31 protein-coding genes and 1 tRNA gene are annotated in these 26017 nt (G+C 66.3%); 10 read left to right on the plus strand and 22 right to left on the minus strand.

What is annotated here, in order from left to right:
• The first annotated feature begins 80 nt into the window (after nt 1-80).
• Together SOM18_RS09640 and SOM18_RS09645 are read left to right on the plus strand one after the other, a co-directional pair.
• Nucleotides 81-284: a DUF2945 domain-containing protein gene (locus SOM18_RS09640; protein ID WP_031394798.1), complete on the plus strand. Its 204-nt coding sequence runs from the start codon at nt 81-83 to the stop codon at nt 282-284.
• A 48-nt stretch (nt 285-332) separates the two neighbouring features.
• A complete protein-coding gene (locus SOM18_RS09645) occupies nt 333-593 on the plus strand; it encodes an SWIB/MDM2 domain-containing protein (RefSeq protein ID WP_031394799.1) in 261 nt (86 codons plus the stop codon).
• Nucleotides 594-771: 178 nt separating this feature from the next.
• Here SOM18_RS09645 and SOM18_RS09650 read toward each other — a convergent pair.
• Nucleotides 772-848, minus strand: a tRNA-Arg gene (locus tag SOM18_RS09650).
• 244 nt (nt 849-1092) lie between these two features.
• Here SOM18_RS09650 and SOM18_RS09655 point away from each other — a divergent pair.
• From SOM18_RS09655 to SOM18_RS09665, 3 genes are all read left to right on the plus strand, one after another.
• Nucleotides 1093-1788, plus strand: a complete 696-nt coding sequence (locus tag SOM18_RS09655; RefSeq protein ID WP_152555344.1) for a hypothetical protein — start codon at nt 1093-1095, stop codon at nt 1786-1788.
• A 236-nt stretch (nt 1789-2024) separates the two neighbouring features.
• Nucleotides 2025-2957, plus strand: coding sequence for a glycosyltransferase family 2 protein (locus SOM18_RS09660; protein ID WP_320481596.1), 933 nt, complete (start codon nt 2025-2027; stop codon nt 2955-2957).
• Nucleotides 2958-3060: 103 nt separating this feature from the next.
• Nucleotides 3061-4479 carry an oligosaccharide flippase family protein gene (locus SOM18_RS09665; protein ID WP_320481597.1) on the plus strand — a complete coding sequence of 473 codons (1419 nt, stop codon included), beginning with the start codon at nt 3061-3063 and terminating at the stop codon, nt 4477-4479.
• 18 nt (nt 4480-4497) lie between these two features.
• Here SOM18_RS09665 and SOM18_RS09670 read toward each other — a convergent pair whose 3' ends face one another.
• The 4 genes from SOM18_RS09670 to SOM18_RS09685 are packed head-to-tail and all read right to left on the minus strand — an operon-like array spanning nt 4498 to nt 6767.
• Nucleotides 4498-4929, minus strand: coding sequence for a DUF1178 family protein (locus tag SOM18_RS09670; RefSeq protein WP_320481598.1), 432 nt, complete (start codon nt 4927-4929; stop codon nt 4498-4500).
• A complete protein-coding gene (locus SOM18_RS09675) occupies nt 4926-5753 on the minus strand; it encodes a carbon-nitrogen hydrolase family protein (RefSeq protein ID WP_031439094.1) in 828 nt (275 codons plus the stop codon). Before SOM18_RS09675 ends, SOM18_RS09670 begins: the two co-directional genes overlap by 4 nt.
• Nucleotides 5753-6007 carry a glutaredoxin 3 gene (grxC, locus tag SOM18_RS09680; protein WP_031396302.1) on the minus strand — a complete coding sequence of 85 codons (255 nt, stop codon included), beginning with the start codon at nt 6005-6007 and terminating at the stop codon, nt 5753-5755. The genes SOM18_RS09675 and grxC overlap by 1 nt, the downstream gene beginning before the upstream one ends.
• A 31-nt stretch (nt 6008-6038) precedes the next feature.
• Entirely contained in the window at nt 6039-6767 is a 729-nt protein-coding gene (locus SOM18_RS09685; RefSeq protein WP_320481599.1) for a ComF family protein, read from the minus strand.
• Nucleotides 6768-6808: 41 nt separating this feature from the next.
• Between SOM18_RS09685 and SOM18_RS09690 the strand changes: the two genes are divergently transcribed.
• Complete coding sequence (locus SOM18_RS09690; RefSeq protein ID WP_042466463.1) at nt 6809-7681, plus strand: class I SAM-dependent methyltransferase; 873 nt, start codon at nt 6809-6811, stop codon at nt 7679-7681.
• Nucleotides 7682-7683: 2 nt separating this feature from the next.
• On the opposite strand, the gene SOM18_RS09695 is transcribed toward SOM18_RS09690, so the two are convergent.
• From SOM18_RS09695 to SOM18_RS09725, 7 genes are all read right to left on the minus strand, one after another.
• Complete coding sequence (locus SOM18_RS09695) at nt 7684-8022, minus strand: hypothetical protein (RefSeq protein ID WP_031439342.1); 339 nt, start codon at nt 8020-8022, stop codon at nt 7684-7686.
• Nucleotides 8023-8844, minus strand: coding sequence for a transporter (locus tag SOM18_RS09700; RefSeq protein WP_081874095.1), 822 nt, complete (start codon nt 8842-8844; stop codon nt 8023-8025).
• Nucleotides 8841-9611, minus strand: coding sequence for an exodeoxyribonuclease III (gene xth, locus SOM18_RS09705; protein ID WP_031439344.1), 771 nt, complete (start codon nt 9609-9611; stop codon nt 8841-8843). Before xth ends, SOM18_RS09700 begins: the two co-directional genes overlap by 4 nt.
• A gap of 6 nt (nt 9612-9617) precedes the next feature.
• Nucleotides 9618-9956 (minus strand): iron-sulfur cluster insertion protein ErpA, encoded by a 339-nt coding sequence (erpA, locus tag SOM18_RS09710; RefSeq protein WP_031439345.1) that lies wholly within the window; start codon nt 9954-9956, stop codon nt 9618-9620.
• Nucleotides 9957-10044: 88 nt separating this feature from the next.
• Nucleotides 10045-11268: a M23 family metallopeptidase gene (locus SOM18_RS09715; protein ID WP_031439346.1), complete on the minus strand. Its 1224-nt coding sequence runs from the start codon at nt 11266-11268 to the stop codon at nt 10045-10047.
• A 249-nt stretch (nt 11269-11517) separates the two neighbouring features.
• Nucleotides 11518-11982 (minus strand): peroxiredoxin, encoded by a 465-nt coding sequence (locus tag SOM18_RS09720; RefSeq protein WP_031439347.1) that lies wholly within the window; start codon nt 11980-11982, stop codon nt 11518-11520.
• Nucleotides 11975-14659, minus strand: a complete 2685-nt coding sequence (locus tag SOM18_RS09725; RefSeq protein WP_320481600.1) for a bifunctional [glutamine synthetase] adenylyltransferase/[glutamine synthetase]-adenylyl-L-tyrosine phosphorylase — start codon at nt 14657-14659, stop codon at nt 11975-11977. The genes SOM18_RS09720 and SOM18_RS09725 overlap by 8 nt, the downstream gene beginning before the upstream one ends.
• Before the next feature lie 73 nt (nt 14660-14732).
• On the opposite strand from SOM18_RS09725, the gene SOM18_RS09730 reads away from it, so the two are divergent.
• The gene (locus SOM18_RS09730) at nt 14733-14915 is read left to right on the plus strand and encodes a hypothetical protein (RefSeq protein ID WP_031439349.1); all 183 of its coding nucleotides are present in this window, start codon (nt 14733-14735) and stop codon (nt 14913-14915) included.
• A gap of 30 nt (nt 14916-14945) precedes the next feature.
• On the opposite strand, the gene SOM18_RS09735 is transcribed toward SOM18_RS09730, so the two are convergent.
• Nucleotides 14946-15599 carry a sigma-70 family RNA polymerase sigma factor gene (locus tag SOM18_RS09735; RefSeq protein WP_031439350.1) on the minus strand — a complete coding sequence of 218 codons (654 nt, stop codon included), beginning with the start codon at nt 15597-15599 and terminating at the stop codon, nt 14946-14948.
• A gap of 344 nt (nt 15600-15943) precedes the next feature.
• A complete protein-coding gene (locus tag SOM18_RS09740; protein WP_031439351.1) occupies nt 15944-16747 on the minus strand; it encodes a response regulator in 804 nt (267 codons plus the stop codon).
• Nucleotides 16748-17015: 268 nt separating this feature from the next.
• On the opposite strand from SOM18_RS09740, the gene SOM18_RS09745 reads away from it, so the two are divergent.
• The 3 genes from SOM18_RS09745 to SOM18_RS09755 all read left to right on the plus strand — a co-directional run bounded on the left by SOM18_RS09745 (nt 17016) and on the right by SOM18_RS09755 (nt 19291).
• On the plus strand, nt 17016-17201 hold the full coding sequence (locus SOM18_RS09745) for a NepR family anti-sigma factor (RefSeq protein ID WP_146163677.1): 186 nt from the start codon (nt 17016-17018) through the stop codon (nt 17199-17201).
• Nucleotides 17202-17212: 11 nt separating this feature from the next.
• Nucleotides 17213-18883, plus strand: coding sequence for a sensor histidine kinase (locus SOM18_RS09750; RefSeq protein WP_081874096.1), 1671 nt, complete (start codon nt 17213-17215; stop codon nt 18881-18883).
• A 273-nt stretch (nt 18884-19156) separates the two neighbouring features.
• Complete coding sequence (locus SOM18_RS09755; RefSeq protein WP_031394885.1) at nt 19157-19291, plus strand: entericidin A/B family lipoprotein; 135 nt, start codon at nt 19157-19159, stop codon at nt 19289-19291.
• Between the two features lie 77 nt (nt 19292-19368).
• On the opposite strand, the gene tatC is transcribed toward SOM18_RS09755, so the two are convergent.
• The 8 genes from tatC to argS are packed head-to-tail and all read right to left on the minus strand — an operon-like array spanning nt 19369 to nt 25953.
• Complete coding sequence (gene tatC / locus SOM18_RS09760; protein WP_031394886.1) at nt 19369-20160, minus strand: twin-arginine translocase subunit TatC; 792 nt, start codon at nt 20158-20160, stop codon at nt 19369-19371.
• 31 nt (nt 20161-20191) lie between these two features.
• Nucleotides 20192-20704 (minus strand): Sec-independent protein translocase protein TatB, encoded by a 513-nt coding sequence (gene tatB / locus SOM18_RS09765; RefSeq protein ID WP_081874097.1) that lies wholly within the window; start codon nt 20702-20704, stop codon nt 20192-20194.
• Between the two features lie 49 nt (nt 20705-20753).
• A complete protein-coding gene (locus SOM18_RS09770) occupies nt 20754-20993 on the minus strand; it encodes a twin-arginine translocase TatA/TatE family subunit (protein WP_031394888.1) in 240 nt (79 codons plus the stop codon).
• 28 nt (nt 20994-21021) lie between these two features.
• Nucleotides 21022-21633, minus strand: a complete 612-nt coding sequence (gene scpB, locus SOM18_RS09775; RefSeq protein WP_031439354.1) for an SMC-Scp complex subunit ScpB — start codon at nt 21631-21633, stop codon at nt 21022-21024.
• Nucleotides 21630-22388 (minus strand): segregation and condensation protein A, encoded by a 759-nt coding sequence (locus SOM18_RS09780; protein WP_235188268.1) that lies wholly within the window; start codon nt 22386-22388, stop codon nt 21630-21632. The genes scpB and SOM18_RS09780 overlap by 4 nt, the downstream gene beginning before the upstream one ends.
• Before the next feature lie 33 nt (nt 22389-22421).
• Nucleotides 22422-23444, minus strand: a complete 1023-nt coding sequence (locus SOM18_RS09785; protein WP_320481601.1) for a glycoside hydrolase family 3 N-terminal domain-containing protein — start codon at nt 23442-23444, stop codon at nt 22422-22424.
• A 59-nt stretch (nt 23445-23503) separates the two neighbouring features.
• Nucleotides 23504-24229: an SPOR domain-containing protein gene (locus SOM18_RS09790; protein WP_107045989.1), complete on the minus strand. Its 726-nt coding sequence runs from the start codon at nt 24227-24229 to the stop codon at nt 23504-23506.
• Nucleotides 24229-25953 carry an arginine--tRNA ligase gene (argS, locus tag SOM18_RS09795; RefSeq protein WP_031440063.1) on the minus strand — a complete coding sequence of 575 codons (1725 nt, stop codon included), beginning with the start codon at nt 25951-25953 and terminating at the stop codon, nt 24229-24231. Before argS ends, SOM18_RS09790 begins: the two co-directional genes overlap by 1 nt.
• Between the last annotated feature and the right edge of the window lie 64 nt (nt 25954-26017).

Below are 26017 nucleotides of genomic sequence, written 5' to 3' on the forward strand. Positions count from 1 at the left end.
CCCCTGGGTCTGCAACCGCGGATCATGCAACAAAACCCGCACCTCTGCGCTTGATCGTTGAATATCAAGGAGATGGTGTGATGAAGGATCCGAAAAAGGGCGACGAGGTCACCTGGAAATCCCCCGGCGGCACCGCGCACGGCACGGTCGAAAAGAAGCAGACCAGCGACACGACGATCAAGGGTCACACCGTCCGCGCGTCCAAGGACGAGCCGCAATTCATCGTAAAGAGTGACAATGGCGGCAAGGCAGCGCACAAGGCGGGCGCGCTCAACAAGGCGTGACCACGCGTGCAGTGCCTAACGCACGCATGCGAACAGGAAGGAATGCTTATGGCTACAGCTCCCAAGACCGGCGGCATCCACGCCCCCGTCCAGCCCTCTCCCGAGCTCGGCGAGATCGTCGGTAACGACAAGCTCCCGCGCAGCGAAGTGATCAGCAAGGTCTGGGTCTATATCAAGGCCCACAATCTGCAGAACCCTGAGAACAAGCGCGAGATCCTCGCCGACGAGAAGCTGAAGAAGGTCTTCGGCCGTGACAAGTGCACAATGTTCGAGATGAACAAGTACATCTCGCAGCACGTCAAGGCCTAAGCCTGACCGGGACGCCAGGCGACGTTGCCACCTTCGCGGAGGGGTCAACGTCGCCTGATTGCTCCTGACCCCTCGCGACCCGGCCGCGCCAGACGACAACCCCTGTCGCCGGCCAAACTACATCCCTGACGAATGTCGCGATGCCCGCAGGCGGCGGATCGCTTGATAATGTCGGTGGTGGTGACCCCGAGTGGATTTGAACCACTGGCCCCCAGATTAGGAATCTGGTGCTCTATCCGGCTGAGCTACGGGGCCACGCACGCGACGTCCATACTAGCCCCATTCCCGTCGGTCCAGACCACGCGCATCCGCGGAAGCAGGCGAATATGACGGCCAGACCGAACCTGCGCAACGCGGCTGCAGGGCGGGCGAACGTCGAACGGCGGACGTACTCCCTGCTCAAACGGGCTAGGCCGCCGAAAAGGCGCATCATCCAAACCACCTATGCAACTGTTAACAAACGCATTACAGTTTTGTGACGGAGGCAAATGGGGCCGTGATGAAAACGATGATCGCCACGGCTGCAAGACCCATGCTGATCGGCCTGGGAGTCATTCTAGCGATTGACCTTGTCGTACTCGGGATGTTCCTGCGCTGGGCCTATGTCGAGCACGCGAATGTGACGGAGAGCATGCTCTATGGTCAGCTGCTCTACTCGTCCGTCGACGGATCGCTGATGGAGATCTGGGGATATCTCAAGGAACTGACGATCATCGGCCTCGCGCTTTATGCGTTCCTCCACGCGAAAGAGCTTTTCTACGCGGCCTACGCGTTCCTGTTTCTGGTGGTACTCGCCGACGACTCGCTGCGGCTTCACGAGCATATCGGCGCGGTACTGTCCCAGTACGCCGTGATCGGACCTCATGGCGAAATCCTCGCACAGGCAATCTTGTCCGGCATTCCCCTGGCGCTGACCCTGTTGGGCATGGTCAGGCTTGCTCGCGATCGCATCGCCCCCGCACTCATGCTGCTCTTCGGCTTCTGCGTCACCGCGTTCTTCGCCGTGGTCGTCGACAAGCTTCATGAGATGATGATCGGCCCCGGGCATTTTCAAACGATCAGCACGCTCGTCGAAGATGGCGGCGAACTGATAAGTCTGACGCTCATTCTCGCCATATGGGGGATTTTCGGCCGCATAATCGTCCCGCACGTGACGGGTGACATGATGCCGCACGATGCGCTTGAGGTTGCTTAGCGACGACCGAACCGCTCCACGTCGCTGACGCCGGGACACCGCCGCCTGTCGCCAATCGCGCGATTTTTCGTGACGCAGCGTGGATTTGACCTGTCCCGTCTTGACCTTGGTTAGCTGCCTGCGGTGTCTTGCAATTCGAGCGGACGTCCGCTTAAGGCCCGTAAAGTACGCATTTGGCGGCTCAATCCAGGACTTCGAAGATGCCAAATAGCGTTTCGCCGACGAGCGCAGTTCCGATGAATACGCCTGAGATCTGCGTCGTGATCCCGGCTTATCGTGCGGCGCAGTTCATCGGCAAGGCGATCGACTCTGCCCTGTCCCAGACCGACGTCGCGCTCGAAGTGATCGTCGTCGACGATCATTGTCCTGATGACACGCACGCAGCCGTGACGGCGCGCTATGGTCATGTCGCAAACCTCTCCGTGATCCGGCTCGACCGGAACGGCGGACCATCGGCGGCACGCAATGCGGGATTTGCGGCGGCTCGGGCGCCCTGGATCGCCGTGCTCGATGCCGATGACGCGTTCGAACCCGGCCGGTTGCGGCACCTCCTCGACGTCGCCGGTGCGTTTGCCGCCGATATGGTTGCGGACAATGTGCGATTTCTGGACGAGGCCCAGGCAGCGTTGAGCCCGCCACAAATCCGCGCGATCCGGTCCGCCACGGAGATTGGCCGCCACGCCTTCGTTGCGGCGGCCCGGCCGTTCAACCAGGACATGGACTATGGTTTGCTCAAACCGATGTTCCGCCGTCAGTTTCTCGAAGACCATGCCATTCGCTATGATCCGGCCATCCGTCATGGTGAAGACTTCAAGATGTATTTCGATGCCATGCTGTGCGGGGCAAAGTTCGTCATTACCCCGCAACCCGGCTATGTCTGGACGCTGCGCACATCGGGCAAAAGCCAGACGACCGTCGATTATACGGCGCAGATCGCGATGAGCGCATCGCTGGCGAAACGCTCCGACGTTGTCGGCGACGGCAAGCTGGTCGCGCTATTGCACGATCGCAGGCGGGCGCTTGGCCGGCTCGAGACCTTGAACGGATTTCGCCACGCGGTGCAGTCAGGCAAGCGCGTCCAGGCCATCCGGCTGTTCCTTGGACATCCCTTCATCGTGCGGCAATATGCCGGGCGCGCGATCAGGAAGGTCGCACGACTGATCCGCTAGCGCCGCCGCGCATCGCGTGCGCGCACGACCCCCGCCTTATACTTCGCAACGACAGTGATAGAGTGAGCCCGAGACGATGCGTATGCGCAAGTCAATTGGATGAATGGCCGGTTCTCAGGCAATATATTTCATACTCCAGCTGGTCAGCTCGGTCGTATTGGCGCGCATCCTCACCCCGTACGAGGTCGGCATCTTCGCCGTCGCCTTTGCGGCCAGTGGACTGATCTCCATCATTCAGTCGCTCGGATTAAACAATTATCTCATCCGCGAGAAGAATCTCACGGCAGAATTGTCGTCGACCGTCTTCAGCATCAATCTCGGCGTCGCAATCGTCCTGGCCTTCATCATTGCCGGGTTCGGCCTGGTCAGCGGTGCGGTCTTCAACGAGCCTGCGGTCCGGCCCGTGCTGTTCTGCCTGGCGATAATCCCGATCATCACGGCCGCCGGCTTCATGCCGCTGACGTTGCTCGAGCGTGACGGCGATTTCAAAGCCGTGTCGATCATCAAGATGCTGGCGACTGCGTCGGGCACCATCGCCACCGTGGCCTTCGCGGTCGCGGGCCAGAGCTATATGAGCTTTGCCTATGGGCAGATTATCGCCGCCTTGATCAGCACCGCGATGGCGATCGGCCTCGCGCCGCATCATGCCAGGGTAAAGGTCGGGTTCGACAACTGGCGCGACGTGCATCGGTTCAGCATCAACGTGCTTGCCACCCTGGGCATTTCCCGGGTCTTCTCGCGGTTGCAGGATATGGCGCTCGGCCGCTTGCTGGGGTTGGCCGCGCTTGGCATATATTCCAGGTCCGGCAACATTTTCAGCATGTTGTGGGACAGCGTGTTCCTGGTGATCTGCCGCATCATGTTCGTCGATTTTGCCGCGGGGATCCGCGCCGGCTTGCCGATCGGGCCGCGCTATCAGAACGCGCTGGCCCTGTTCACCGCGCTGATGTGGCCGACTTTCCTGGGGCTTGGCGTGCTGTCGGGGCCGTTCGTGCTGCTCATCTATGGCGCGAAATGGGTTTCGATCGCGATGTGCCTGTCGATCCTGTGCGTCGTCGGCGTGTTCAACACCGCCATCGCGATGGCGTGGGATCTGTTCATCATCGCCGACGAAACCGGCCGTCAGGCACGCTTCGAGTTCGTGCGCAGCATCGTCGGCTTCGTCGTATTCTCGGCAGCCTGCTTCATCAGCATCGAGGCCGCCGCGATGGCGAAGGTCATCGATGCGATTTTTGCCTGCGTGCTCTACATGCCGCATATTCGCCGGATCACGGACAGCCAGTACCGGGACATGTTCGCCATCTATCTGCGCAGCGGAATGGCCACCAGCGTCGCGATCGCGCCGGCGATCATCGTCATGGCCTGGCATGGCTGGGCCGCGACGACGCCGCTGGTCCCGATCGTCCTGGCCGTCGGCATCGGCATCGCCCTGTGGGGCATCGCGCTGCGGCTGCTGAAGCATCCGTTGTTCTTCGAGATCAAGTCCGCGCTGAAACCAGTGCTCGCGCGCGTTACGGGGTAAGGCCGGGCTACCCCATCTTTAGTTGATCGTATCGAGTGGCGTGACCGGGAGGGGCAGGGGCAGCACGGCAACGCCGTCCTCGACCAGCGCCCTGGCCTCGGCGAGGCTCGCCTGGCCGTGGATCGGTACGGGGGCCTCGTCGCCGAGATGCATCGCGCGTGCGCGATCCGCAAAGGCGCCGCCGACCCAACGCGATGACGCGAGCAGTTCGGCCTGTTTCGATGCCAGCATCGTCATCATCGCCTTCATCCGCGCAGGCGTCGGCCCCTCGGGCACGCGGTTGCCCTTGCCCGAGACGGCCGGCGCCATCACCGCCTTCGCCACCTCTGCATCGCCGCAGAGCGGGCATTCGACCTGTCGGGCTGCGCGCTGCGCCTCATAGGCCGCGCTCGAGCCGAACCACGCCTCGAAGACATGCCCGGTGCCGCATTTAAGGTCGAAGACGATCACCGGATCACGGCCACGGAGGGGATCGGCCGCCGATGATCGAGCGCCGGGATCCTGGCGCGGACGTCCGTCACGCTGTCCGGGCTGATCTCTGCAAAGCCGAGCCCTGCCGCCTCACCCATGTCGAGCACGACCGTGCCCCAAGGATCGATCACCAGCGAATGGCCATAGGTCGCGCGACCATCGGCGTGGACGCCGGTCTGCGCCGCGGCGACGACGTAGGAGGCCGATTCGATCGCCCGGGCGCGGAGCAGGACATGCCAATGCGCTGCCCCCGTCGGCCTGGTAAACGCCGCCGGGACCGAAAGCACCGTCGCGCCGGCATCGCTCAACGCGCGGTACAGGTCCGGAAAGCGCAGGTCATAACAGATCGATGCGCCCAGCATGCCGACCGGCGTCTGCGTGACGATCGCCGCATTCCCCGCGGCATAGGCCGCGGATTCACGCCAGCTTTCTCCCGTCGGCAGATCGACATCGAAGAGATGCAGCTTGTCGTAGCGCGCGCGGATACTGCCCGCCGGATCGATCACGAACCCGCGATTGGCAAATCGCCCGTCTGCCCGGCGGACGGCGAGCGAGCCGACATGCACCCAGATCCCCGCCTCGGCCGCAGCGGCGCAGACACGCGCGAGCACCGGGTCGTCCGCTTCGGCCACGATCGACGCCGCGGCCCGTGCGCGATCGCGGTCGATCAGACCCGACATTTCCGGGGTGAACAGCATCACCGCGCCCTGCCCTGCCGCCGACCGGATCGCAGCGACCAGCGTGGCGGCATTGACCGCGGGATCGATCCCGCTGGTCATCTGCAGAAGCGCGATGCGGGGCATCAGGCCAGGAGAGGGTCGAGCCCACCCCGGGCATCGAGCGCGGCAAGGTCGTCCGACCCGCCGATATGCTTCCCGTCGATGAACACCTGCGGCATGGTCATGCGACCACCCGAGCGCTCGACCATCTCCTTCTTCTTCGGCCCGCCCATCGTCACGTCGAACGTTTCGGGTTCGACGCCCTTGGCGGCAAGGAGCTTCATCGCCCGCGTGCAATAGGGGCAGAATTGTTTGATGTAGATTTCAACTTTAGCCATTATTTTCAGGTGTGGTCTGACCGCGCGCTTGTCAATAATCGGTGTCGTCCAGAACACGCGCCCAGCACAGGATCGTCACCGATTCAGCCCCCGCCGCGAGCAGCGCGCCCGTGCACGCCGCGCTCGTCGCCCCGCTCGCATAGATGTCGTCGATCAGCACGACCGCCCTGCCGCGCAGCCGGTCGCGCCCGCCCGCCGCGACGGCGAAGGCGCCCGCCACCGCCCTGCCGCGCTGACGCCTGCCGAGCCCGCGCAGCACGGTCGTCTGCCGCGTCCGGACGAGGACATTCAGGTCGGCGGGCACAGTCGACAGGTTCGCGAGCGTCGTCGCGATGAGCGCCGCTTGGTTGAACCCGCGCGACCAGAGCCGCCAGCGGTGCAGCGGCACGGGCACGATCAGCGCTGCCTGCTCGGGCATGAGGCGGTGCATGGCGCGGGCCATCGTGGCGGCGAACGCGGTTCGGCCGCCATATTTCAACCGCAGCGCCAGGCCGCGTGCCACCGGTCCATAGGCGACTGCGGCGCGGACGCCCGCGTGACGCGGCGGCTGGGTGAGGCACGCGGCGCACAATGCGCCCTCGCCGCGATCATGCACAAAGGGCAGGTTGCACGCGGCACACCAGGGCGGACCAAGAAAGTGCAGGCCGTTCCAGCAGCTTGCGCAGAATCGATGGTCCGCCGCCACCGGACTGCCGCAGCCGGGGCAGCGCGGTGGCAGCGCCAGCCGGATCACCGCGCCAATCGGATCGAGCAACCGCATCCGCCCTTGTCGTCAAAGCATGCAGACGGCACAAGCGCGGCGTGCAGATCCCAGACCCCAGCCAAGGCAGCGCCCCGGAAATCTTCGACCGGGTCGCCCGCCGCCAGCGCCGCGATCGCGCGCGTGCCGCCTATGCCGACGCGGATTTCGTGCGCGCGACGATGCTCGACGGGATCGCCGAGCGGCTCGATGCGGTGACGCGGGACTTTGCCGACATTCTCGATCTCGGCTGTTTCGACGGCGCGTTCGTCGCGCCCCCGGGAGCACGGGTCGTACGCTGCGATGCGGGCCATGGCTTTGCCGCGCACGCGGGCGGCGTTCAGGCCGACGAGGACCGGCTGCCCTTTGCTGACGCATCGTTCGACCTCGTCGTCAGCGCGGGCGTGCTCGACCAGGTCAACGACCTGCCCGGCGCGCTGTCGCTGATCCGCCGCGTGCTGCGCCCGGATGGACTGTTCCTCGGCGCGTTCGTCGGGGCCGGGAGCCTGCCAGCACTCCGCCAGGCGTTGCGGGTGGCGGAGGCGGAGCGACCCGCCGCGCGGCTGCATCCGCAGATCGACGTCCGCTCGGCGGGCGATCTGCTGATGCGCGCGGGGTTCGCGCTGCCGGTAGCGGACATCGAGACGCTGAACGTCGGCTATCGCGATGTCGGGCGACTGCTCGGCGATCTTCGCGGGATGGCGGCGACGAACGTGCTCGCGGGCCGCAGCGCGCTCGGCCGGCAGGCGCTGGCGGGGCTCGCACAGGCCTTTGCCGAGCTCGCCGACGCGGACGGGCGGACTGCCGAACGGTTCGAGATCATCTTCCTCACGGGCTGGTCGCCCGCCCCGTCACAGCCCAAGCCGGCGCGACGCGGCAGCGGTACCGCCTCGCTCACCGATGCGCTGCGGACCCGGCCACGCGACCCGACCTGAGCCTAACGGGCGGGGTCGGCCGCTCGGCGACCCGGACCGAACGGGATGCGCAGCGTGACGACCGCCCCGGATCCGGTCGCCCCCGGCAGCGTGCTCTGGACTGCGTGGACCTTGCCCGTCCCGCCGCCCGGCAGCCGGAACGTCATCGGTGCATCGGGTGAACTGACCGGCGGCGTGGGAAGCCGTGCAAGACGCTGATCGCTCGGCCGGCCACAGACGACGATCTCGCCACCGGGCGGCGTCACGGGACAGGGGGTCGCCGCCCGGGCGACCGGGGGGCGAAGTTCGCGTGGCAGCGGGGGGCCGGCGACGGCCTGCAGTCCGATCAGCACCGCGATCATCTAGAACCTCCGCGCCACCCCCGCATAAAGCCGCGCATCGGGGGTATCATGGGTCAAGCCTGCCGCCCCAAAAATGTCAAACTGAAGATCGTCACGGACCATCCAGGCGAGCGACAGCGCAGCCAGTGCCTGGGTGCTGCGACCGGTCGGGTCATCGTCACGCAGCGCCTGCAGTTCGGCGTTCAGCGTCACCGCCTTGTCGAGCGTGAAGGCGAGGCCGACCGCGCTGCTATAGGCGAGATGCCGACCATGCCCGTCATCGTCGACCGCGGCATCGACCTCGGGTGTCAGGTCGAGCGACACCGTGTCGGACATTTCGAATGTCACCGGCAGCAGCAGTCCGCTGCCCCAGTCGCCATCACCGACCGGCGACCGGCCGACGGGCAGCGTCACGAACGGCAGGACGGCGATCGACAGGCCCTTGCCGTCGGGATGGCTCAGGCTGGCCTTCATGCTCAGCGACACGTCGCCGATGCGGTCCGCGACGTCGATCCCCGTTTCGTCGCGCGTCCGGTCATGGCCGAACGGCGTCCATCCCACCCGTGCCTCGACCGTGTCGCTGACCCCGACCCGGACCAGCGTATCGGCGATCAGGACACTGTCCTCGCGCGAGCCCGCCCCGTCGTCGCGCGTCCAGTCGGCGAGCGCGGTTTCGACCGAGACGCGGCCTTTTTCCATGGTGCAGGCGGGCGTATCGATCCCCGGGCGTTCAGGGCAATAGTCCCGCTCCTGCGCCCGAACTTGGGTCGAACAGGCCAGCATCAGCGTCGCCAGCACACCCGCGGCAAGCCGTGTCGCAGGCCCACCCGCCGGTGCGTTCATCGCAGGCGGACCCAGGTCGGGGCATGATCGCTCGCCTTCTCGCGGCCGCGATAGGCCTTGTCGACACCGGCATCGATCATCCGGTCGGCCGCCTGCGGGCTGAGCAGCAGATGATCGATCCGGAAGCCCGCGTCGCGCTGCCACGCGCCCGCCTGATAATCCCAGAAGGTCCACACGCCTCCCTTGGGGAACTGCGTTCGAAGGGCATCGGTCCAGCCCTGCCCGAGCAGCGCACGATAGGCACTCCGGCTTTCGGGCTGCATCAACGCATCGTCCTGCATCCGCGACACCGAAAACGTGTCGTCGTCATTCGCGATCACGTTGTAATCGCCCGCGAGGATGGCGGGCACCTCCTCGGCCAGCAGCACGCGCGCGCGCGCCGCAAGCCGCGTCATCCAGCGCAGCTTATAGTCGAACTTCGGGCCGGGCTGCGGATTGCCATTGGGCAGATACAGCGCGGCGATCGTCAGCCCTTCGACCTCGGCCTCGATATAGCGGCTGTGCTCGTCCTCGGGCTCGCCTTCGAGGCCGCGTTGCCGGAGCTTGGGGGTCTGGCCCTTGGCGAGGATCGCCACGCCGTTCCAGGCCTTTTGCCCATGCCAGACAACACCATACCCCGCCGCCTCGATCTCCGCGGCCGGAAAGGTTTCGTCGCTGGTCTTGAGTTCCTGCAGACAGACGATCTCGGGCTGCTCTTCGGCAAGATATTCGAGCAGCCGCGGGAGACGGGCCTTGATCCCGTTGATGTTGTACGTGACGATCTTCACCGGGCGTCAGACCGAAAAGCTCGAGCCGCAACCGCAGCCCGAGGCTGCATTGGGATTTTCCACGCGGAACGCCGCGCCGGCGAGCGATTCGACATAGTCGACCGCGCAACCGCGGACGAGGTCGATGCTGATGCTGTCGACGACCAGCCGGACGCCGTCGCGTTCGGCGACCACGTCATCAGCCTCGGCCGCATCGGCGAAACCGAACTTGTACTGAAAACCCGAACAGCCGCCGCCATCGACCGAAAGGCGCAGGATCGCGGGCTTGCCCTGTCGGGCAGCAATTGCGGCGACGCGCGCTGCGGCGGAGGGGGTCAGGGTGATGTCGGGAGCCAAGGTTGCCATGGTCCCGAGATAGGCGGTCCCGCTATCCGCGGCAACCTCGCCCTACCGCGGAGAACCGCGGGCAGGGCTTGATAGAAAACCGTGCGCCTCAGTCCTGCGCCGCCGGACCGTCCGTCGAGACCGGGATCGCACCGACCGAGCGATCCTGCGCGGCGAGAAGGTAGTCGGCGGTCGTGAGGAACGGGATCGGGTTCACGGCATGACCGTCGATCCGGACCTCATAATGAAGATGCGGGCCAGTCGAGCGACCGGTCGAGCCCATCAGCGCGATCAGCTGGCCGCGCGTCACGCGGGCATTGTCGCCGACGAGGATCTTCGAGAGATGGCCGTACCGGGTCGCGATGCCCTTGCCGTGATTGAGCTCGACGAGATTGCCATAGCCGCCCTGGCGACCGGCATGCGAGACGATGCCGTCAGCCGTGGCGTAGATCGGCGTGCCGACAGGACCCGGAATGTCGACGCCGGCATGCATCGCGGCAGTCCCGCGGAACGGATCCGAACGAATGCCGAAATTGCTGGTGAACGACAGCAGATGGACCGGCTGGACCGAAGGGATCGCGATCACCCCCTGCTGCAGCGTGTCGAGCTTCTTCCAGGTCTGGAACAGCGTGCGGAACTGGGCGTCGGCGCGGACATCGGCCAGCGCCTCGGGGCTGTCGGCGGCGACCAGCGGTCCGCCCATGGCGGCCTGCTTGCTCGCCTGGGTGCGCTTGGCCGCGGCAGCGACGCGTTCGGGGCGCAGGCCGAGCTTGCGCACGGTGTCCGTGGTGTCGGCATAACGCTGATCAAGGATGGTCTGGGCAGCGTCAGCGAGAACGCGCTGGCGGCCCTCGACCTTGACCAGCGGCTTGACGACATCGGCGGCCAGCGCATCGGGCGCGGGGTCGATCGCCAGCGTGGCCAGCGCCATCGCCTTGGCGTCGCCCTTGCCGGTCAGGGCGGCGGTGATCAGCTGCTGGCGCTGTTCGACCCGCGCGGCGTGCGCTGCGGCGGTCTCGCGAATGGTCGCGACGCGCGCCTGCATCTGACCGATGCGGCGCTCCATCTGCGCGACCTGGAGTTCGGAATCGGGTGCGGCAACGACGCCGGTCGCGGCTGCGGCGCCATAGGCTGCCTGCGCGGCACCATAGCCGGAAAAGCCGAGCGTTACGGCGCTGAGTGCCGCCATCGCGGCCTGCTTGCGGCTGCCCAGGCGAACCCGGCGGACCGACTGGCCGTCGTGAACCGTCAGGTCCCGCGCGGCGAACAGCGTCTTGATACGAAAGGCTGCGCGGTTGGCTAAGGCTGCAGCGGAAACGGTGATATCGACCATTGGTCCCCGACAAAAAACAGGAGCCGGATCGCAAACGGGCCCGGCGCCAAGACTCTGTCCTGAACCGCAGCCCCTCCGCGTCCCAGACAAGTCAGGATGTGTGCCGATTTGACCCACTTCGGCAAGAGCTGCGCCGCTAACTTGGGGTGGACCGGGACGCGCGTGCGTTGAGCCGTTGAAACCAAATGGTACCGGTAAAAAGGAATCGCCTCGCCAGGGGACGCCGCGCCCTGCCCCGTGGAACGGTCTTTATTGCGGGGTCAGCGCCTTGGCGGCGGCAAGAACGGCTTCGGCATGGCCGGGGACACGGACCTTGCGCCACGATGTCGCCAGTCGGCCGTCCGCGTCGAACAGGAAGGTCGCGCGCTCGATCCCCATATATTTGCGGCCGTACATCGCCTTCTCGACCCAGACCCCGAAGCCCTCGCAGACCGCGCCATCGACGTCGGTCGCCAGCGAAACCGTCAGACCGTGCTTGGCGCTGAACTTGGCATGCGCGGCGGGCGTGTCCTTCGACACGCCGAGCACGCCGACCCCGATCTCTGCGAAGGCCGACTCGAGCGCGGAAAAGTCCTGTGCCTCGCGCGTGCAGCCGGCGGTATCGTCCTTGGGATAGAAATAGACGACCAGCGGCCGCGCCAGCGTCGTCAGCGCAACGGCCGTGCCATCGGGCATCGTCACCGAGACGTCCGGGATCATCGCACCGTCATCCATCCTGCTCTCCTGTCAGTTCGTGCCAGAACGCGGTCACCTGTTGCCGGACCTCGGCGAGGCCCGCAAGAACCGCAGGCCAGTCGTGCAGCCCGAGCGCGCGCGCGATCAACGCCTGGGTCGGCGGTCCGGGCGGCGCCGCGTCGGGCGCGACGAGCCGCAGCGTCACGAGCAGGCGCGTCAGGATATCATGCGCGGCGAGCATCGTCGCGGGCATCCGCCCTTCGGCGACGAGCTGCGCGATCGCACGCCCCAGATTGGCATCGAAGCCGCTGCGCTCAACGAGTTGTACGACATGCGTCGCGAATTCGAGATCGACCAGACCACCCGGCAGAAGCTTCGCGTCGAGCGGCCCCTTGGCAGGCTTGTGCGCGGCCATGTCGGCGCGCATCCGCGTCGCATCGCCGACGACGTCGCGCTCGGTCCGCGCGCCGGTCAGGACATCGGCGATCACCGCGGACAGCGCCGCTCTGGCGGGCGCGGATCCGAAGACCGGCCGCGCCCTGGTCAGCGCCATATGCTCCCACGTCCAGGCTTCCTCATGCTGATAGCGTGCGAAGCTGTCGAGCGTCACGACCAGCGGCCCCTGCGCCCCCGATGGCCGCAGCCGCGTATCGATCTGATAGAGCGGCCCGGCCGCGGTCGCGACCGACAAGGCCGCAGTCACCCGCTGCGCCAGCCGGTTGTAGTAGAGCGTCGCGCCAAGCGGTTTGGCGCCATCCGACTCGGCGGTGAAATCGCCGGTGAACAGATAGACGAGGTCGAGATCGGACGCATGCGTCAGCATCGCCCCGCCCATCCGGCCAAGCGCGAGGATCACGAGTTCGCTACCCGGCACCTGGCCATGGACGTCGGCAAAGCTGCGAATCGTCGCCTCCGCCAGCACCGCGATCGCCGCCTCCGCCACGCGCGCATAGCCCGCCGCGACGTCGAGCGGATCCGACGTCCCCGCAACGATCTGCGCACCCAGCGCAAAGCGCAGTTCGCCGACCACGCGCCGGACGTGATCGAGCCGCCCCTGATAATCGAGCCCCGCCTCGCCCGCGCGCATCCGGTCGATCAGCGCGTCGACCGCCGCGACCGGGGCGAGCGCCGTCGCATCGATCAACCCGTCGAGCAGCGCGGGGCGCCGCGCCAGTTCCTCCGCCAGCGTCGGCGCGTGGCTCAGGATCGCCGCGAGCAGCGTGGCGAGCGCCGGTCGTGCTTCGAGCAGTCGGAATACGTTGATCGCGCTCGGCAGACGCTCGAGCATCGAATCGAGTCTCAGCATCGCGGCCTGCGGCTCGGGCGCGGCGGCGAGCGCCGGGACCAGCGTCGGCAGGACCGCCTCGAGCGCCGCCTGCGCGGCACTGCTGCGCAGTGCGGGATAGGCCCCTGCCCGCCACGCGGCGATCCGCTGGCGCGCGGGTTCGGGTTCGGCAAACCCCGCCTCTGCCAGCTCGGCGTCGAGCCGCGTCGGATCATGCGAAAGCCCGGATGCCGCGCCATCGTCGAGCGCGTCGTAGATCCGCCCGGTCGCCGCCACATGCGGGGCGAGCAGCGCCAGCAGCGCCGCGCTGCCGTCGAGCCCGTGCAGCCACGCCACCCGCTCGAGCGCATCGCCGGTCGGCAAGGCATGCGTCTGCCGGTCGTCAATCATCTGCACCCGGTGCTCGATCGTCCGCAGCAGCGTATAGCTGTCGATCAGCGCGCGCGCCTCGTCACCGCCGATCCACCCCGCCTCCGCCAGCCGCGCAAGCGCGACGCGCGTGGCCGGCGCGCGGAGTAGGGGATCGCGACCGCCATGGATCAACTGATGGATTTGCGCGAAGAATTCGGCTTCGCGAATCCCGCCGCGGCCGCGCTTCAGATCGTAACCCGGCCCGAAGGCCTGACCCTGCGCATGATGATCGCGGATCCGTCGCGAGATGCCGCGAATCTCGCCGATCGCGCCGAAATCGAGCGCGCGCCGCCAGACGAACGGGCGGACCGTGTCGAGGAACTGCCTGCCGAGTGCGATGTCGCCCGCTGCGGCGCGCGCGCGGATGAAGGCGGCACGCTCCCAGGGGAGCGCCTGCGCCTCGTAATAGCTGATCGCCGCATCGATCGGCAGCGCGATCGGCGTGATCTCGGGAGACGGCCGCAGGCGGAGGTCGACGCGCAGCACATAGCCGTCGCCGTCACGTGCCTGGAGCAGTTCGACGACGCGCTTGCCGATCCGCACGGCGGCGGCTTCGGGTTCCTCGCGCGGGCGGAGCGGCAGGGTGTCCGGATCGTAGATCAGGATCGGATCGATATCCGACGAATAATTGAGTTCGCCACTCCCCTGTTTACCGAGCGCGATCGCGGCGAACCCGCGCGCTTCGGCGCCGGGCGTGCGTTCTTCGATCGCGGTGCGGATCGCCGTGTCGAGCGCGTGGTCGGCAAACCCGGTGAGCCGCTGCGTCACGGCGCTGAGGTCGAACACGCCGGCCAGGTCACCGATCGCGACCCTCAGCGCGAGCGCACGCCGTTCGAGGCGGAGGCGTCGTGCGACCGGCATGTCGAGGTCGAGCGAAGCCGGGATCGGATCCAGCCGCCCCTCTGCCAGCTGCGTGGCAAGCACAGGCTCGCGGTCGAGGAGCATGGCGAGGAAGGGGGACCAGCGTCGCGCGCGCTGCGTTGCGGCGATGATGTCCGACGCCCGATGCGCGTAATCCATGCCACACCCCACAATTCTTTTATAAAGTCAAGCCAGGGTAGCAACAAAAGCTCTTGAGGCTCGTTGACCCTGCATGACCCATCTGCACCCGACTATTCGCCGTGACCAGACCGATCATCTGGTCGTTCGCGCGCCTCGCAAGACGGATGCGATCGGACAGTCGCTTCGCGGTGCGTTCGATCGCGACTCCGGAATGCCCGACGAGTTCATGTCTTTGTTGCGTGAACTCGACACCATGTCGCCACGACCGCACTGATCCAAACGCCAGCCGCGGCAGACGTTTATTTCAACGCCCGCGGCTCAGTTCCTCGACATCACCCATGATCGAATCGAGTGCTGTCTTGGTCGTATCGGTTTCATGATCACGGCGCGACGGCAGCGATCCATCCGTCAGAATGGTTTCGAGCGCGACACGGCCACGCGCGACACGGCTCTTGATCGTGCCGACCGCCACGTTGCAGATCTCCGCTGCCTCTTCATACGCGAACCCGCCCGCGCCGACGAGGATCAACGCCTCGCGTTGCGGCTGCGGCAGATGCATCAATGCGCGCTGCATATCGCCCAGCTCGACATGCCGGTCCTGGCTCGCGGGTGCCGCAAGGATACGATCCGCCACCAGATCGTCCCACTCACCCTTGAAGCGAGCGCGGCGCATCTGTGACAGATAGAGGTTGCGCAGGATGATGAACGTCCAGGCGCGCATGTTCGTACCGGCCTGGAAGCGCAGCCGTGCGGCCCACGCCTTCAGCAGCGTCTCCTGCACCAGGTCGTCCGCAAGGTCGCGGCTGCCAGACAGCGAACGCCCGAACGCACGGAGGTGCGGAATCACCTGGGCAAGCTGGACCTTGAACTCGGCATCGGAAAGCGAGACGTGCTCAACGGGCGCGACCTGAGGCTCGGCGCCGTCGACTTCGTCGTCACGCTGGGCGGGCTGTACCATGAAATTCCGATCGTTCCCGAATGACGACCGCCGCCCAGAGGACGGCGATCTTGAGCATACGGATCGGCATCAACCGGTCCGCCACGCCACGCATATGCTATCGAATGACGAGAAATGCAAAAATGGCGATAACCAGGACCAGTGATATCACAAGGATATAGCGGGTCATATGCGGTGTTGCGCCGGCGCGGGCGTCTTCGCCGGCGACGTGGATCTGCTCTTTTGGGTCAACCATAAGACTGAAACCCCCGAACGCCGTTTTGGGTCCGTAACTATCAAAAACTTGATGCCGGGGTTGCTGACGATATCGTCGACGGCAACCCCGGCCCAAGTCTAGCGGCGCATCAGGCGCCCGGAACGGTCGTCTGATCGAAGAACAGCGCCTGGCTGATTGCCGCCTTCACTGTCGAACGCTGGAACGGCTTGGTGATCAGGAAGGTCGGCTCGGGACGCTCACCGGTCAGGAGACGTTCGGGGAACGCGGTGATGAAGATCACGGGAACCTCGAATTCGGCAAGGATGTCCTTGACCGCGTCGATACCCGAACTGTCGTCAGCCAGCTGAATATCGGCGAGCACGAGACCCGGACGCTCTTCCATCGCGAGGGCCACGGCCTCGTCGCGGGTCACCGCAACACCGGTCACGTCGTGACCCAGGTCGCGCACGATCGTCTCGATATCCATCGCGATGATCGGCTCGTCCTCGATGATAAGGACGCGCGCGCGGGTCTGACCTTCGATTTCCGCCAGTGCCGCGGCGACGAGCTCGTCGACCTCGTTCGCATCGACGTCGATCAGATAGGCCGCGTCTTCGGGCGTGAAACCCTCCATCGCGGTCAGCAACAGCGCCTGACGCGACAGCGGCGTCATTCGCGACATACGTGCGCGAGCAACTGCGGCGTGGCCGTCGGTATCGCCGACACCCTCGTCACCCATCTCGTCATAATTCGCCGACGACCAGATCGCCTGGAACATCCGATAGAGACCGAGACGCGGATCGACGTCCTTCGGAAATTCATCAGGCGCCGCGACGATCGCCTCGAGCGTCGCGCGAACATATTTGTCGCCATGACTCTGGCTGCCGGTCAGGGCCCGGCCGTAGCGCCGCAGAAAGGGAAGATGCGGTGCGAGTTGCTGTCCAAGCGACATGGGTATTGGTAACTCCCTGATCGTTACGCCGGCCCGGTGAGGACGACGATACTAGAATATGACGCGACCGACCGATTGCCAGACCCTCGGAACCTTTTGGCCCGACGCCCACGACAATATCGAATTTTCGCTCCAACAGGGAACTAACGAGAGGCTATTTGGTTTCACGGACAATCACCGCGAGTGTATGACGCAGGTCTAGCTGTGTCATGTGCCGCCCGCGGCCTATGGTAAACATCATCTTACGTGCGTCGTGCAGGGGGAAATTTTGAGTTTGGGCCACGACACGCAGAACGAAACTCCCGCCGGCACTCCCGCTGGCAAGGGCACCGGCAAGCCGCGCGACACGGCCCGCGATCGGCAGATGGGAACGGCATTGCGGTCGGTCTATCAGCAGACCGTCGAGGAAGCCGTTCCTGACGAGTTTCTGGCGCTGCTCGGCAAGCTGGACTGAGGGCGGGCCGCATGGCCTCGCCAACCGGTTCCGTGAGCAAATCCGGCACCCCGTCACCTGCCGCCCCGGGCTCCACAGAGACCCTGACCGACACCAGCTCTGTTGACGCCAATGCGACGGCGGCTCGTCGACCGTCGCAGATCGCCACCGCGATCGGGCGGCTCCCCACCGGGGCCAAGCTTTTCCTGATCCTCAGTGCAGCGCTTCTGCCGCTCGCGCTGATCGCGATCTTCGCTACGCTTCAAACGACGCGTGTTGCCGATGCGGAAGCCCGTGCACGGTTGCGGGTCGCTGCGGCAGAAAGCGCACGATCGATCGCCATCGAACTGATCGGCGACATGACCGCGTTGCGCGTTGCGGTGAACGCGCTGGGCTTCGACCCTGCCGACGCCCCGAGCTGCGCCCGCGCGCAGGGCGTGTTCGCGCAGCAGGCCTCCTCGGGTACGCGCTTCGTCATAACCGACCGCGCCGGCCGGGTGCTGTGCGGGCGCGCGCTGCCCGAAGCCGTCGCACTGGATTCGACCAGCAACCCCGTTGCCGCCGCGATCGTTCCGAACCGCGGCTTGGTCCTCGCGATCACCGGCCCCGGCGGCGAGACATCGGCACGCGCTTATTTCCCGCAGCCCTTTCTTGAACGGATCGGCCGGCCGTCCAACCAGACCTTGGAATTTAACAGCGCGCTGATGCTCGGACAGGACGCGCTGCTCCTCGAATCGATCGACGACGAGGCACCGCTCGACCGGCTGGAGACGATGCGCACTGACCTTGGCGTCGCGGGACTTGCTCTGCGCACGAGCATCCGCAGCGCACCGATTACCTCGTCGCTGATCATCGCGCTGCTGCTGCCGCTGCTGATGTGGGCGGCGGCGGCGGGGATCGGGTGGTTCGTCGTCGACCGCCTGCTGATCCGTCCCTTGCGGCAATTGCGCGCCGCGGTCGCCGCGTTCACGCCGGGTGAGGTCATTGATACCGGCACCGTGCGCACCATGCCCGCGCAGGAGATCCGCGAGCTCGGCGACACGTTCCAGGTCATCAGCCGTACCGTGGCGGCGCACGAAGCGGGCCTGGCGGCCGGGCTCGTGCGACAGACCAAGCTGACGCGCGAAGTGCATCACCGGGTGAAGAACAACCTCCAGGTGATCTCCAGCCTGATCAACTTCCACGCCCGCAGTGCACGCAGCGCCGACGCGACCGAGGCCTATTCGTCGATCCAGCGCCGGGTCGACGCGCTGGCGGTCGTGCACCGCAATCACTTTGCCGAGCTCGAGGAAAATCGCGGTCTCAACATGCGCACGATGCTGGGCGAGCTGTCCGCCAACATTCGCGCCACCGCCCCCGATCGCTCGCATGGCCTTGGCATCACGCTCGACGTCGCTCCGTTCCTCGTCAATCAGGACGTCGCCGTAGCGGTCGCGTTCCTCGCGACCGAAACGATCGAGCTGGCGATGACCTGCGATCCATCGGCACAGATCCGCGTATCGATCCAGCCCGGCGCCACGCCCGACCGCGCAGTGCTCCGCGTCGTCTCGCGGGCGCTGATCGAAAGCGACGCGCTGCGCGAGGCAGCAACGCGCTATGGCCGTGTAATGGAAGGCCTTTCGCGCCAGTTGCGCTCGGCGCTCCATCATGACCCACTGGTCGGCGCGTATGAGATCGCCTTTGCCGTCATCGGACGCGATTGAGCACGACGAAACACCTCGTCGAAAAAAACTTGAAAACGGCAGGAACCACCTTTCCCGAGCGCCGTTCTATAGTTCGGATAGCGACTTTATGCCCCCCCGCTCTCGCTATCCAAGTGACAGGCCCGGAAGCATCACCCTCCCCCCCCCCCGGTGACGCTTCCGGGCCTTTATCATTCCAAATCAGATGCGTGCCTGGTTGCACCAACGGAACGAAACCGGCGCCCGTACATTTCTCCCCTCGGTGGCATTCAAGCCCTTCTAGGAGGAAGTATTATGCGTAAGTTGGTTGGATTGGCCGTTGTGGCCAGCGCGCTCATCGTGTCGGCATGCAACACGGTCGAAGGCGCCGGCAAGGACGTGAGCTCGGCCGGCCGCACCGTGGCGAAGACCGCGAGCGACGCCAAGTAAGCCTTTGCGCTTGAGATACGAAAACGGGGCCCGGTGCAGCTGCACCGGGCCCCGTTTTTACATCTGGCGCCGATCGCTCAGTGCGTTTCGGCGATATCGGTGGAGTCCGACGTCTCATCCTGCGCCTTGGCCTTTGCCCGGCTGCGCTCGGTGAACCAGATGCCGATCAGCGCGAATTCATACAGGATCGTCAGCGGGATCGCGAGCAGCAGCTGCGACCCGATATCCGGGGGCGTCAGCACCGCGGCGATCGCGAACGCGGCGACGATGGCGTAGCGCCGCGCGCCGACCAGCTGCTTGCGCGTGACGATCCCGGCGCGCTCGAGCAGCATCAGCAGCACGGGCAGCAGGAAGGCGATCCCGAAGCCGAACAGGAACTGCATCGTGAACGACAGGTAATTGCCGATCGCCGGCAGCGCCTCGCGCTTCACGCCGCCGACCACGCCGTCGAACCCCAGCAGGAAGTGGAGCGCCATCGGGATCGCGACATAATAGGCCATGGCCGCGCCTGTGAGAAACAGGACGGGGGTCGCGAGAATGAACGGCAGGAGCGCGTTCTTCTCCTTCTTGTACAGGCCGGGGGCGACAAACTGCCACAGCTGGTTGGCGATGACCGGGAAGGACAGCATCATCGCCGCGAAGAACGCGACCTTCACCTGGACGAAGAACGCCTCGAACACTTCGGTGTAGATCACCGTGTCCTGCCCCGCGGCGAGCAGCGGGTGGACGAGGAAGCCGAAGATATCCTCGGCGAAATACATCGCCACGGCGAACGTCACGACCAGCGCGGCGATGCAATAGAGCAGCCGCCGCCGCAACTCGATCAGATGGTCGAGCAACGGGGCGCGGCTCTCGTCGATCTCACTCATGACGCTATGCTCTCGGCAGTCTGGAAGTCGGTCACGACGACGCTACGTCGGACTTGCCCGTCCGCGCGTCGGACGACGTGGCAGCCGGCACGGCGTGTTCGTGCCGATCCTGCCCGGGTATCGCGTCGACACTGTCCCGGTGATCCGGGGCCGGCGCTTCGATATCGAGGCCGGCCGGCGCCGGCTTATCCGCCGAGGGCCCGGATGCCGGGAGCACGACGGGCTTCTCGACCATCACGGGTTCGGACGACGGCAGATCGTGATGGATGTCGGGTTCGGGCGAATGGACGATCTGCGCGGTGTCGGTCGGCGGGTGCTCACGCATGATCCGCTCATTCTCCGACGCCCAGCGCTTTTCCATTTCCTCGAGCTCCGCCTCGCGGACCATCGAGTCGAACCCCGACCGGAATTGCCGCGCGACGCCGCGCGCCTTGCCGACCCAATAGCCGACGACGCGCATCGCCTTGGGGAGGTCCTTTGGACCGATCACGACGAGCGCGACGAACGCCACGAGCAGGAATTCGGACGGAGCGATATCGAACATTCAGGCGCGCCTATCTGGACCCGTCGAGTCTGGGAACGTCAAGCGCGGCTCAGCGGTCTTCACGGACGCGATTGCCGTCGCGATCGAAGGCCGGATCGGCGGTCTTCTGGGCTTCGATACGCGCGGATGGCTTGGCCGGCGTCTCGTCGTCGGGCTCGGCCATGCCCTTCTTGAAGTTCTTAACGCCCTTGGCAACGTCGCCCATCAGGCTGGAAAACCGACCGCCGCCTAGAAGGAGGATCGCGACGACCGCAAGAACGAGCAGATGGATCGGGCTGAATCCGCCCATGACAATTCTCCTGAAAACCTGCCTCTATCTAGGCGTCATCGTCACGCTTTGCCACAGTGCTTTCATGGCTGCCGCGATCTGTACGGTCCTCGACGTCGACATCGACCGGATCGAGCAGCCCCGCAGCGCGGAGATCGTCGATGCCCGGCAGGTCGCGACGGGTCTTCAGCCCGAAATGCACCAGGAACGCGGCCGTCGTGGCATAGAGCAGCGGCCGCCCCGGAACCTCGCGCCGCCCTGCGGGCCGGACCCAGTCCGCCTCCATCAGCACGTCGAGCACACCCTTGGAGATCTGCACGCCGCGGATCGCCTCGATCTCCGCGCGGGTGACGGGCTCGTGATAAGCGATGATCGCCAGCGTCTCGATCCCCGCCCTGCTCAGTCGCCGCGGCTCTTCGGATTCGCGACGCAGCACATGGGCAAGGTCGGGCGCGGTCTGGAACTGCCAGCGATCGCCGCGCCGGACGATATTGAAGCCGCGCCCCGCATAGTCCTCGACCAGCACCTCGATCGCGGCGCGGACGTCGCGCGCCGTCGCGATCGCCCCGACATGCGCGCGGATCGCGTCGAGCGTCAGCGGCGCGTCGGCGGCGAACAGCACCGCCTCGACCGTGCGGACGAGCGCATCGGGCCGCGTCATGCCGTCGTCGCGCGCAGATAGAGTGGGGCAAAGGGCGCCGCCTGCCGCAGCTCGACGCGTCCCTGCCGTGCCAGTTCGAGCGCCGCGACGAAGCTCGATGCGAGAGCCGAGCGACGAAACCGCTCCGCGCCGGGCGCGACCGCGGATGCAGGCAGGAACGCCTCAATCCTGCTCCAGTCGAGCCGCTCGCCGACCATTATCGACACGCGCTCGAGCGCCGCCTCCAGCGTCATGACCGCGCGGTCCACCACCACGTGCATCACCGGCCGGGTGCGCCCCGATACCCGCCCATAGGCCGCGATCAGGTCGAAGATCTCCGCCGTCCAGATCGCCTTGCGGACCGTCCGCAGCCCCTCGGGCGCGCCGCGAACGAACACGTCGCGCCCCGTCCTGTCGCATGCCATCAACCGCGCCCCCGCCTCGCGCATCGCATCGAGCCGCTCGAGCCGGTGCTGGAGCCGCCGCGCGAGGTCGTCCGGATCGGGCTCGACCGACGGATCGCGGGGCAGCAGCAGTGCCGACTTCAGATAGGCCAGCCATGCCGCCATCACGAGATAATCCGCGGCGAGTTCGAGTTTAAGCGCGTGCGCATCATCGACATAGGCCAGATACTGCTCGACCAGCGACAGGATCGAGATCGTCCGCAGATCGACCCGCTGCGCGCGCGCAAGCGACAGCAGCAGGTCGAGCGGTCCCTCCCATCCATCCAGATCCAGCGTCAGCTGTGCATCGTCCATCCGCGCTGCGTACAGCATCCACGCATCCGTCGCAGCCCGATCGTGAGTGGATTAGGCTTCGGCAGAGTTCTGCATGGCCCGGTCGAGCAGCGCATCCCGGGTCGCGATCAGATCGTCGAACCGTCCCTGTGCAGGCCCCACCGACGCCATCGCACGACCGAGACGAGCCCGCGCCACCGCGGAGATCGGACCCAGCCGGCCGGCAATCTCGACCATCTCGTCCATGCGCGCCCAGCAGTCGAGGACCAGATCACATCCTGCCGCGATCGCGCCCGCCGCCTTGTCGCCCGCGGTGCCCGACAGCGCCTTCATGTCGATGTCGTCGGTCATCAGCAGCCCATCGAACCCGATGCGGTCGCGGATGATCCGGTCGATCACGACCGGTGACAGCGTCGCCGGGCGATCCGCGTCCCACGCGTCGAACACGATATGCGACGTCATGCCCATCGGCGCCTGGTTTAGCGTGCGGAACGGCTCGATATCGACCTCAAGCTCGGCATCGGTGGCGGTGACGGTGGGCAGGTGATGGTGCGTGTCGACGCGCGCGCGGCCATGGCCGGGCATGTGCTTGACGACACCGACGACACCGCCCGCGGCCAGCCCCTCCAGCGTGGCGCGTCCGAGCGCTGCGACGCGCATCGGATCGGACCCGAACGCACGCGAGGCAACCGCCTCGGTCGTGTCGGGTTGCGCGACGTCGAGCAGCGGCAGGCAGTCGACCGTGATCCCGACCTCGCTCAGCATCACCCCGAGCGCCTGGGCGTTCGCCCGGGCTGCCTGGATCGCGGTCATCGGCGCGCGGTCATAGGCAGCGTCGAACACCGGTCCGGCGGGAAAGCTCGGCCATTCGGGCGGCCCCATCCGGGCGACGCGCCCGCCCTCCTGATCGATCAGGATCGCCAGGTCGTCGCGCCCCGCCATCGCGCGCAGCGAATCCGTCAGCGCGCGCAGCTGGGCACGATCAACGACGTTGCGTTTGAACAGGATATATCCGGCCGGTACGCACTCGGCAAAGAATGCGCGTTCCTGCGGGGTGAGCACGGGGCCGGACAGGCCGAAGATGACGGGCTTCATGCGCCTCGCCTAGCGAACCGCCCCCGCGTCGTCACGTTCAACCTGCCGCAGCGCGACGATCAGCTGGCGACGAAGCAGGTTTCGCCGGCGACACGCAACCGTCCGCAAATATCGGCGGCCTGGTTCGCGCTGCCCGCATCGACGCGCAACCGGTACAGCGTGTTGCCACCGCGTGCGACCGGCTCGACGAACTTGTTCAGCGGCGCGAGATAGCTGAAGCGCTTGGCGAAGTTGGTCCATGCCGAATTGGCCACCGCAGCACTCGGAAAGGCACCGAGCTGGACGAGCGATCCGCTCGCGACTGGGCCCGCCGCTGCCGGCCGCGCCTGCAGCGGGGGTGCCGCGACCAGCCGGCCGCCCGATGCGGGCACTTGCGCCACCGCGTTGCGGCCGGCAGGATCGTCCGCCCCCGTCGACGTCGCCACCGCACGGCGTCCGGCAACCGGCGCCTCGGGCACGCCCGTCAGGTCGATCGCACCATTGCCGGCGCCCTTGCCCGCGCTGGTCGCGATCGCGCTGTCGCCCTCGCCATTGACCTTGAGGCCGCCGACCGCATCGGGCTTGACCTTGTACGGGGTCGCCGGCGCGGCGATCAGCTGGCCGTCGCCCGACGGCACGCGGTTCTGCAGCGTGTAGACCCCGAAGATGATCGCCGCGAGCAGACCCAGCCCCAGCACGACGAGCGCGACGACACGCGCGATCGGCGGGCCGTCACGATCGTCCGACTCGATCGTCTCCAGCCAGGGCAGTCGATCTTCCTCGCGCAGGTTCATCTCGTCGGCCATCAATTCAACTCCGAAACCGCCTCGACGCCCATGATGGCAAGGCCGTTGCGGATGATCTGCCCGATTGCGTCCGCCAAGAAAAGCCGTGCCGCCGTGGCGCCGGGATCCTCGACCACCAGGAAGCGCCGCTCGGGCCGATCGTTGCCGACATTCCACAGCGCATGGAACGCTGCGGCCAAGTCGTAGAGATAGAACGCGATCCTATGCGGCTCGCGCGCCGTAGCGGCGGTTTCGACGATTCGCGGAAACTGGCTGGCGAGCTTCATCAGCGCGAGCTCGTCCGTATCAAGCCGGGACAGGTCCGCCTCGATTGCGGCGATCCCCGCCTCGTCCGCGCGCCGGTGCAGCGAGGCGATCCGTGCATGCGCATATTGGACGTAGAAGACCGGATTGTCCTTCGACGCCTCGACCACCTTGGCGAAGTCGAAGTCCATCTGCGCGTCCGACCGCCGCGTCAGCATCGTGAAGCGCACGACATCCTTGCCGACCTCGTTCACGACATCGGCGAGCGTGACGAAATTGCCCGACCGCTTGGACATCTTCACCGGCTCGCCATTGCGCAGCAGCCGGACCATCTGGACCAGCTTGACGTCGAACCGCGTCTTGCCGCCGGTCAGCGCGGCCACGCCCGCGACGATCCGCTTGACCGTGCCGCCGTGATCCGCGCCCCAGATGTCGATCAGCTGGTCGGCGGTCTGGCTCTTCTGGAAATGATAGGCAAGGTCAGCACCGAAATAGGTCCACGATCCGTTCGACTTCTTGATCGGCCGATCCTGGTCGTCGCCGAACTGCGTCGAGCGGAACAGCGGCAGCTCGACCGGCTCCCAGTCGTCCGCCATCTCGCCCTTGGGCGCCTCAAGCACGCCGTCATAGACCAGATCGCGCGACCGCAGCTCGGCCTCCGCCGCCTCGGGCTTGCCGAGCGCCTGCAGTTCGGCCTCGGAGGAGAACACCTCATGCTCGATCCCGAGCAGCGCGAGATCGGCGCGGATCATCACCATCATCGCCGCGACCGCGCGCGTCCGGAACGTCGCCAGCCACTCGCTTTCGGGCGCACCGACGAACCGGTCGCCATATTCGCTCGCCAGCGCCTGCCCGATCGGCACGAGGTAATCGCCGGGATACAGGCCCTCTGGGATCGTCACCGTCTCGCCCAACGCCTCGCGGTACCGCAGGTGGACCGAGCGCGCGAGCACGTCGACCTGCCCGCCGGCATCGTTGACATAATATTCGCGGATCACCCGGTGTCCGGCAAATTCGAGCAGGCTGGCCAGCGCGTCGCCGACCACTGCGCCCCGGCAATGCCCCATGTGCATCGGTCCGGTCGGGTTCGCCGACACATATTCGATGTTGACGGTGATCCCGTCGCCCAGCGTTGAGCGCCCGTAATCGGCGCCTGCGACCGGCACCGCGGCCAGCTCGCCGCGCCAGGCATCGTCGGTCAGCTTCATGTTGATGAAGCCCGGTCCCGCCACGCTCGCGCTTTCGACGGACTCGATCTTGCCGAGTTCGACGACCAGCGCATCCGCCAGCACGCGCGGGTTGGTCTTGGCGGGCTTGGCCAGCACCATCGCCGCGTTGGTCGCAAGATCGCCGTGGCTTGCATCGCGCGGCGGCTCGACCGTCACGTTCTTGCGGTCGAGCCCGGCCGGCAACAGTCCCGCCTCGGTCAGCGTGTCGAGCGCCGCATCGATATGCGCGGCGAAGCGGGTATAGAGCGTCATGCCAATTCCGGTATCGTAAGGAAGCGGGGGCTCTAGCCCAAAGCAGGGCCGGGCTCAATTCATC

This window comes from Sphingomonas sp. CFBP9019, from assembly GCF_034045155.1.
Lineage (GTDB): Bacteria > Pseudomonadota > Alphaproteobacteria > Sphingomonadales > Sphingomonadaceae > Sphingomonas > Sphingomonas aerolata.

Coding starts and splice junctions, on each gene's coding strand:
- argS (WP_031440063.1), bottom strand. CDS start 25,953: ATGACGCTCTATACCCGCTTCGCCGCGCATATCGATGCGGCGCTCGAC.
- SOM18_RS09655 (WP_152555344.1), top strand. CDS start 1,093: ATGAAAACGATGATCGCCACGGCTGCAAGACCCATGCTGATCGGCCTG.
- SOM18_RS09750 (WP_081874096.1), top strand. CDS start 17,213: ATGGCCTCGCCAACCGGTTCCGTGAGCAAATCCGGCACCCCGTCACCT.
- erpA (WP_031439345.1), bottom strand. CDS start 9,956: ATGGCAACCTTGGCTCCCGACATCACCCTGACCCCCTCCGCCGCAGCG.
- SOM18_RS09645 (WP_031394799.1), top strand. CDS start 333: ATGGCTACAGCTCCCAAGACCGGCGGCATCCACGCCCCCGTCCAGCCC.
- SOM18_RS09720 (WP_031439347.1), bottom strand. CDS start 11,982: ATGGATGACGGTGCGATGATCCCGGACGTCTCGGTGACGATGCCCGAT.
- SOM18_RS09660 (WP_320481596.1), top strand. CDS start 2,025: ATGAATACGCCTGAGATCTGCGTCGTGATCCCGGCTTATCGTGCGGCG.
- SOM18_RS09665 (WP_320481597.1), top strand. CDS start 3,061: ATGGCCGGTTCTCAGGCAATATATTTCATACTCCAGCTGGTCAGCTCG.
- SOM18_RS09715 (WP_031439346.1), bottom strand. CDS start 11,268: ATGGTCGATATCACCGTTTCCGCTGCAGCCTTAGCCAACCGCGCAGCC.
- SOM18_RS09735 (WP_031439350.1), bottom strand. CDS start 15,599: ATGGTACAGCCCGCCCAGCGTGACGACGAAGTCGACGGCGCCGAGCCT.
- SOM18_RS09780 (WP_235188268.1), bottom strand. CDS start 22,388: ATGCTGTACGCAGCGCGGATGGACGATGCACAGCTGACGCTGGATCTG.
- SOM18_RS09675 (WP_031439094.1), bottom strand. CDS start 5,753: ATGCCCCGCATCGCGCTTCTGCAGATGACCAGCGGGATCGATCCCGCG.
- tatC (WP_031394886.1), bottom strand. CDS start 20,160: ATGAGTGAGATCGACGAGAGCCGCGCCCCGTTGCTCGACCATCTGATC.
- SOM18_RS09640 (WP_031394798.1), top strand. CDS start 81: ATGAAGGATCCGAAAAAGGGCGACGAGGTCACCTGGAAATCCCCCGGC.
- SOM18_RS09740 (WP_031439351.1), bottom strand. CDS start 16,747: ATGTCGCTTGGACAGCAACTCGCACCGCATCTTCCCTTTCTGCGGCGC.
- SOM18_RS09755 (WP_031394885.1), top strand. CDS start 19,157: ATGCGTAAGTTGGTTGGATTGGCCGTTGTGGCCAGCGCGCTCATCGTG.
- grxC (WP_031396302.1), bottom strand. CDS start 6,007: ATGGCTAAAGTTGAAATCTACATCAAACAATTCTGCCCCTATTGCACG.
- SOM18_RS09685 (WP_320481599.1), bottom strand. CDS start 6,767: ATGCGGTTGCTCGATCCGATTGGCGCGGTGATCCGGCTGGCGCTGCCA.
- SOM18_RS09790 (WP_107045989.1), bottom strand. CDS start 24,229: ATGGCCGACGAGATGAACCTGCGCGAGGAAGATCGACTGCCCTGGCTG.
- SOM18_RS09785 (WP_320481601.1), bottom strand. CDS start 23,444: ATGAAGCCCGTCATCTTCGGCCTGTCCGGCCCCGTGCTCACCCCGCAG.
- SOM18_RS09770 (WP_031394888.1), bottom strand. CDS start 20,993: ATGGGCGGATTCAGCCCGATCCATCTGCTCGTTCTTGCGGTCGTCGCG.
- SOM18_RS09730 (WP_031439349.1), top strand. CDS start 14,733: ATGACCCATCTGCACCCGACTATTCGCCGTGACCAGACCGATCATCTG.
- SOM18_RS09700 (WP_081874095.1), bottom strand. CDS start 8,844: ATGAACGCACCGGCGGGTGGGCCTGCGACACGGCTTGCCGCGGGTGTG.
- SOM18_RS09725 (WP_320481600.1), bottom strand. CDS start 14,659: ATGGATTACGCGCATCGGGCGTCGGACATCATCGCCGCAACGCAGCGC.
- SOM18_RS09695 (WP_031439342.1), bottom strand. CDS start 8,022: ATGATCGCGGTGCTGATCGGACTGCAGGCCGTCGCCGGCCCCCCGCTG.
- tatB (WP_081874097.1), bottom strand. CDS start 20,704: ATGTTCGATATCGCTCCGTCCGAATTCCTGCTCGTGGCGTTCGTCGCG.
- scpB (WP_031439354.1), bottom strand. CDS start 21,633: ATGACGCGGCCCGATGCGCTCGTCCGCACGGTCGAGGCGGTGCTGTTC.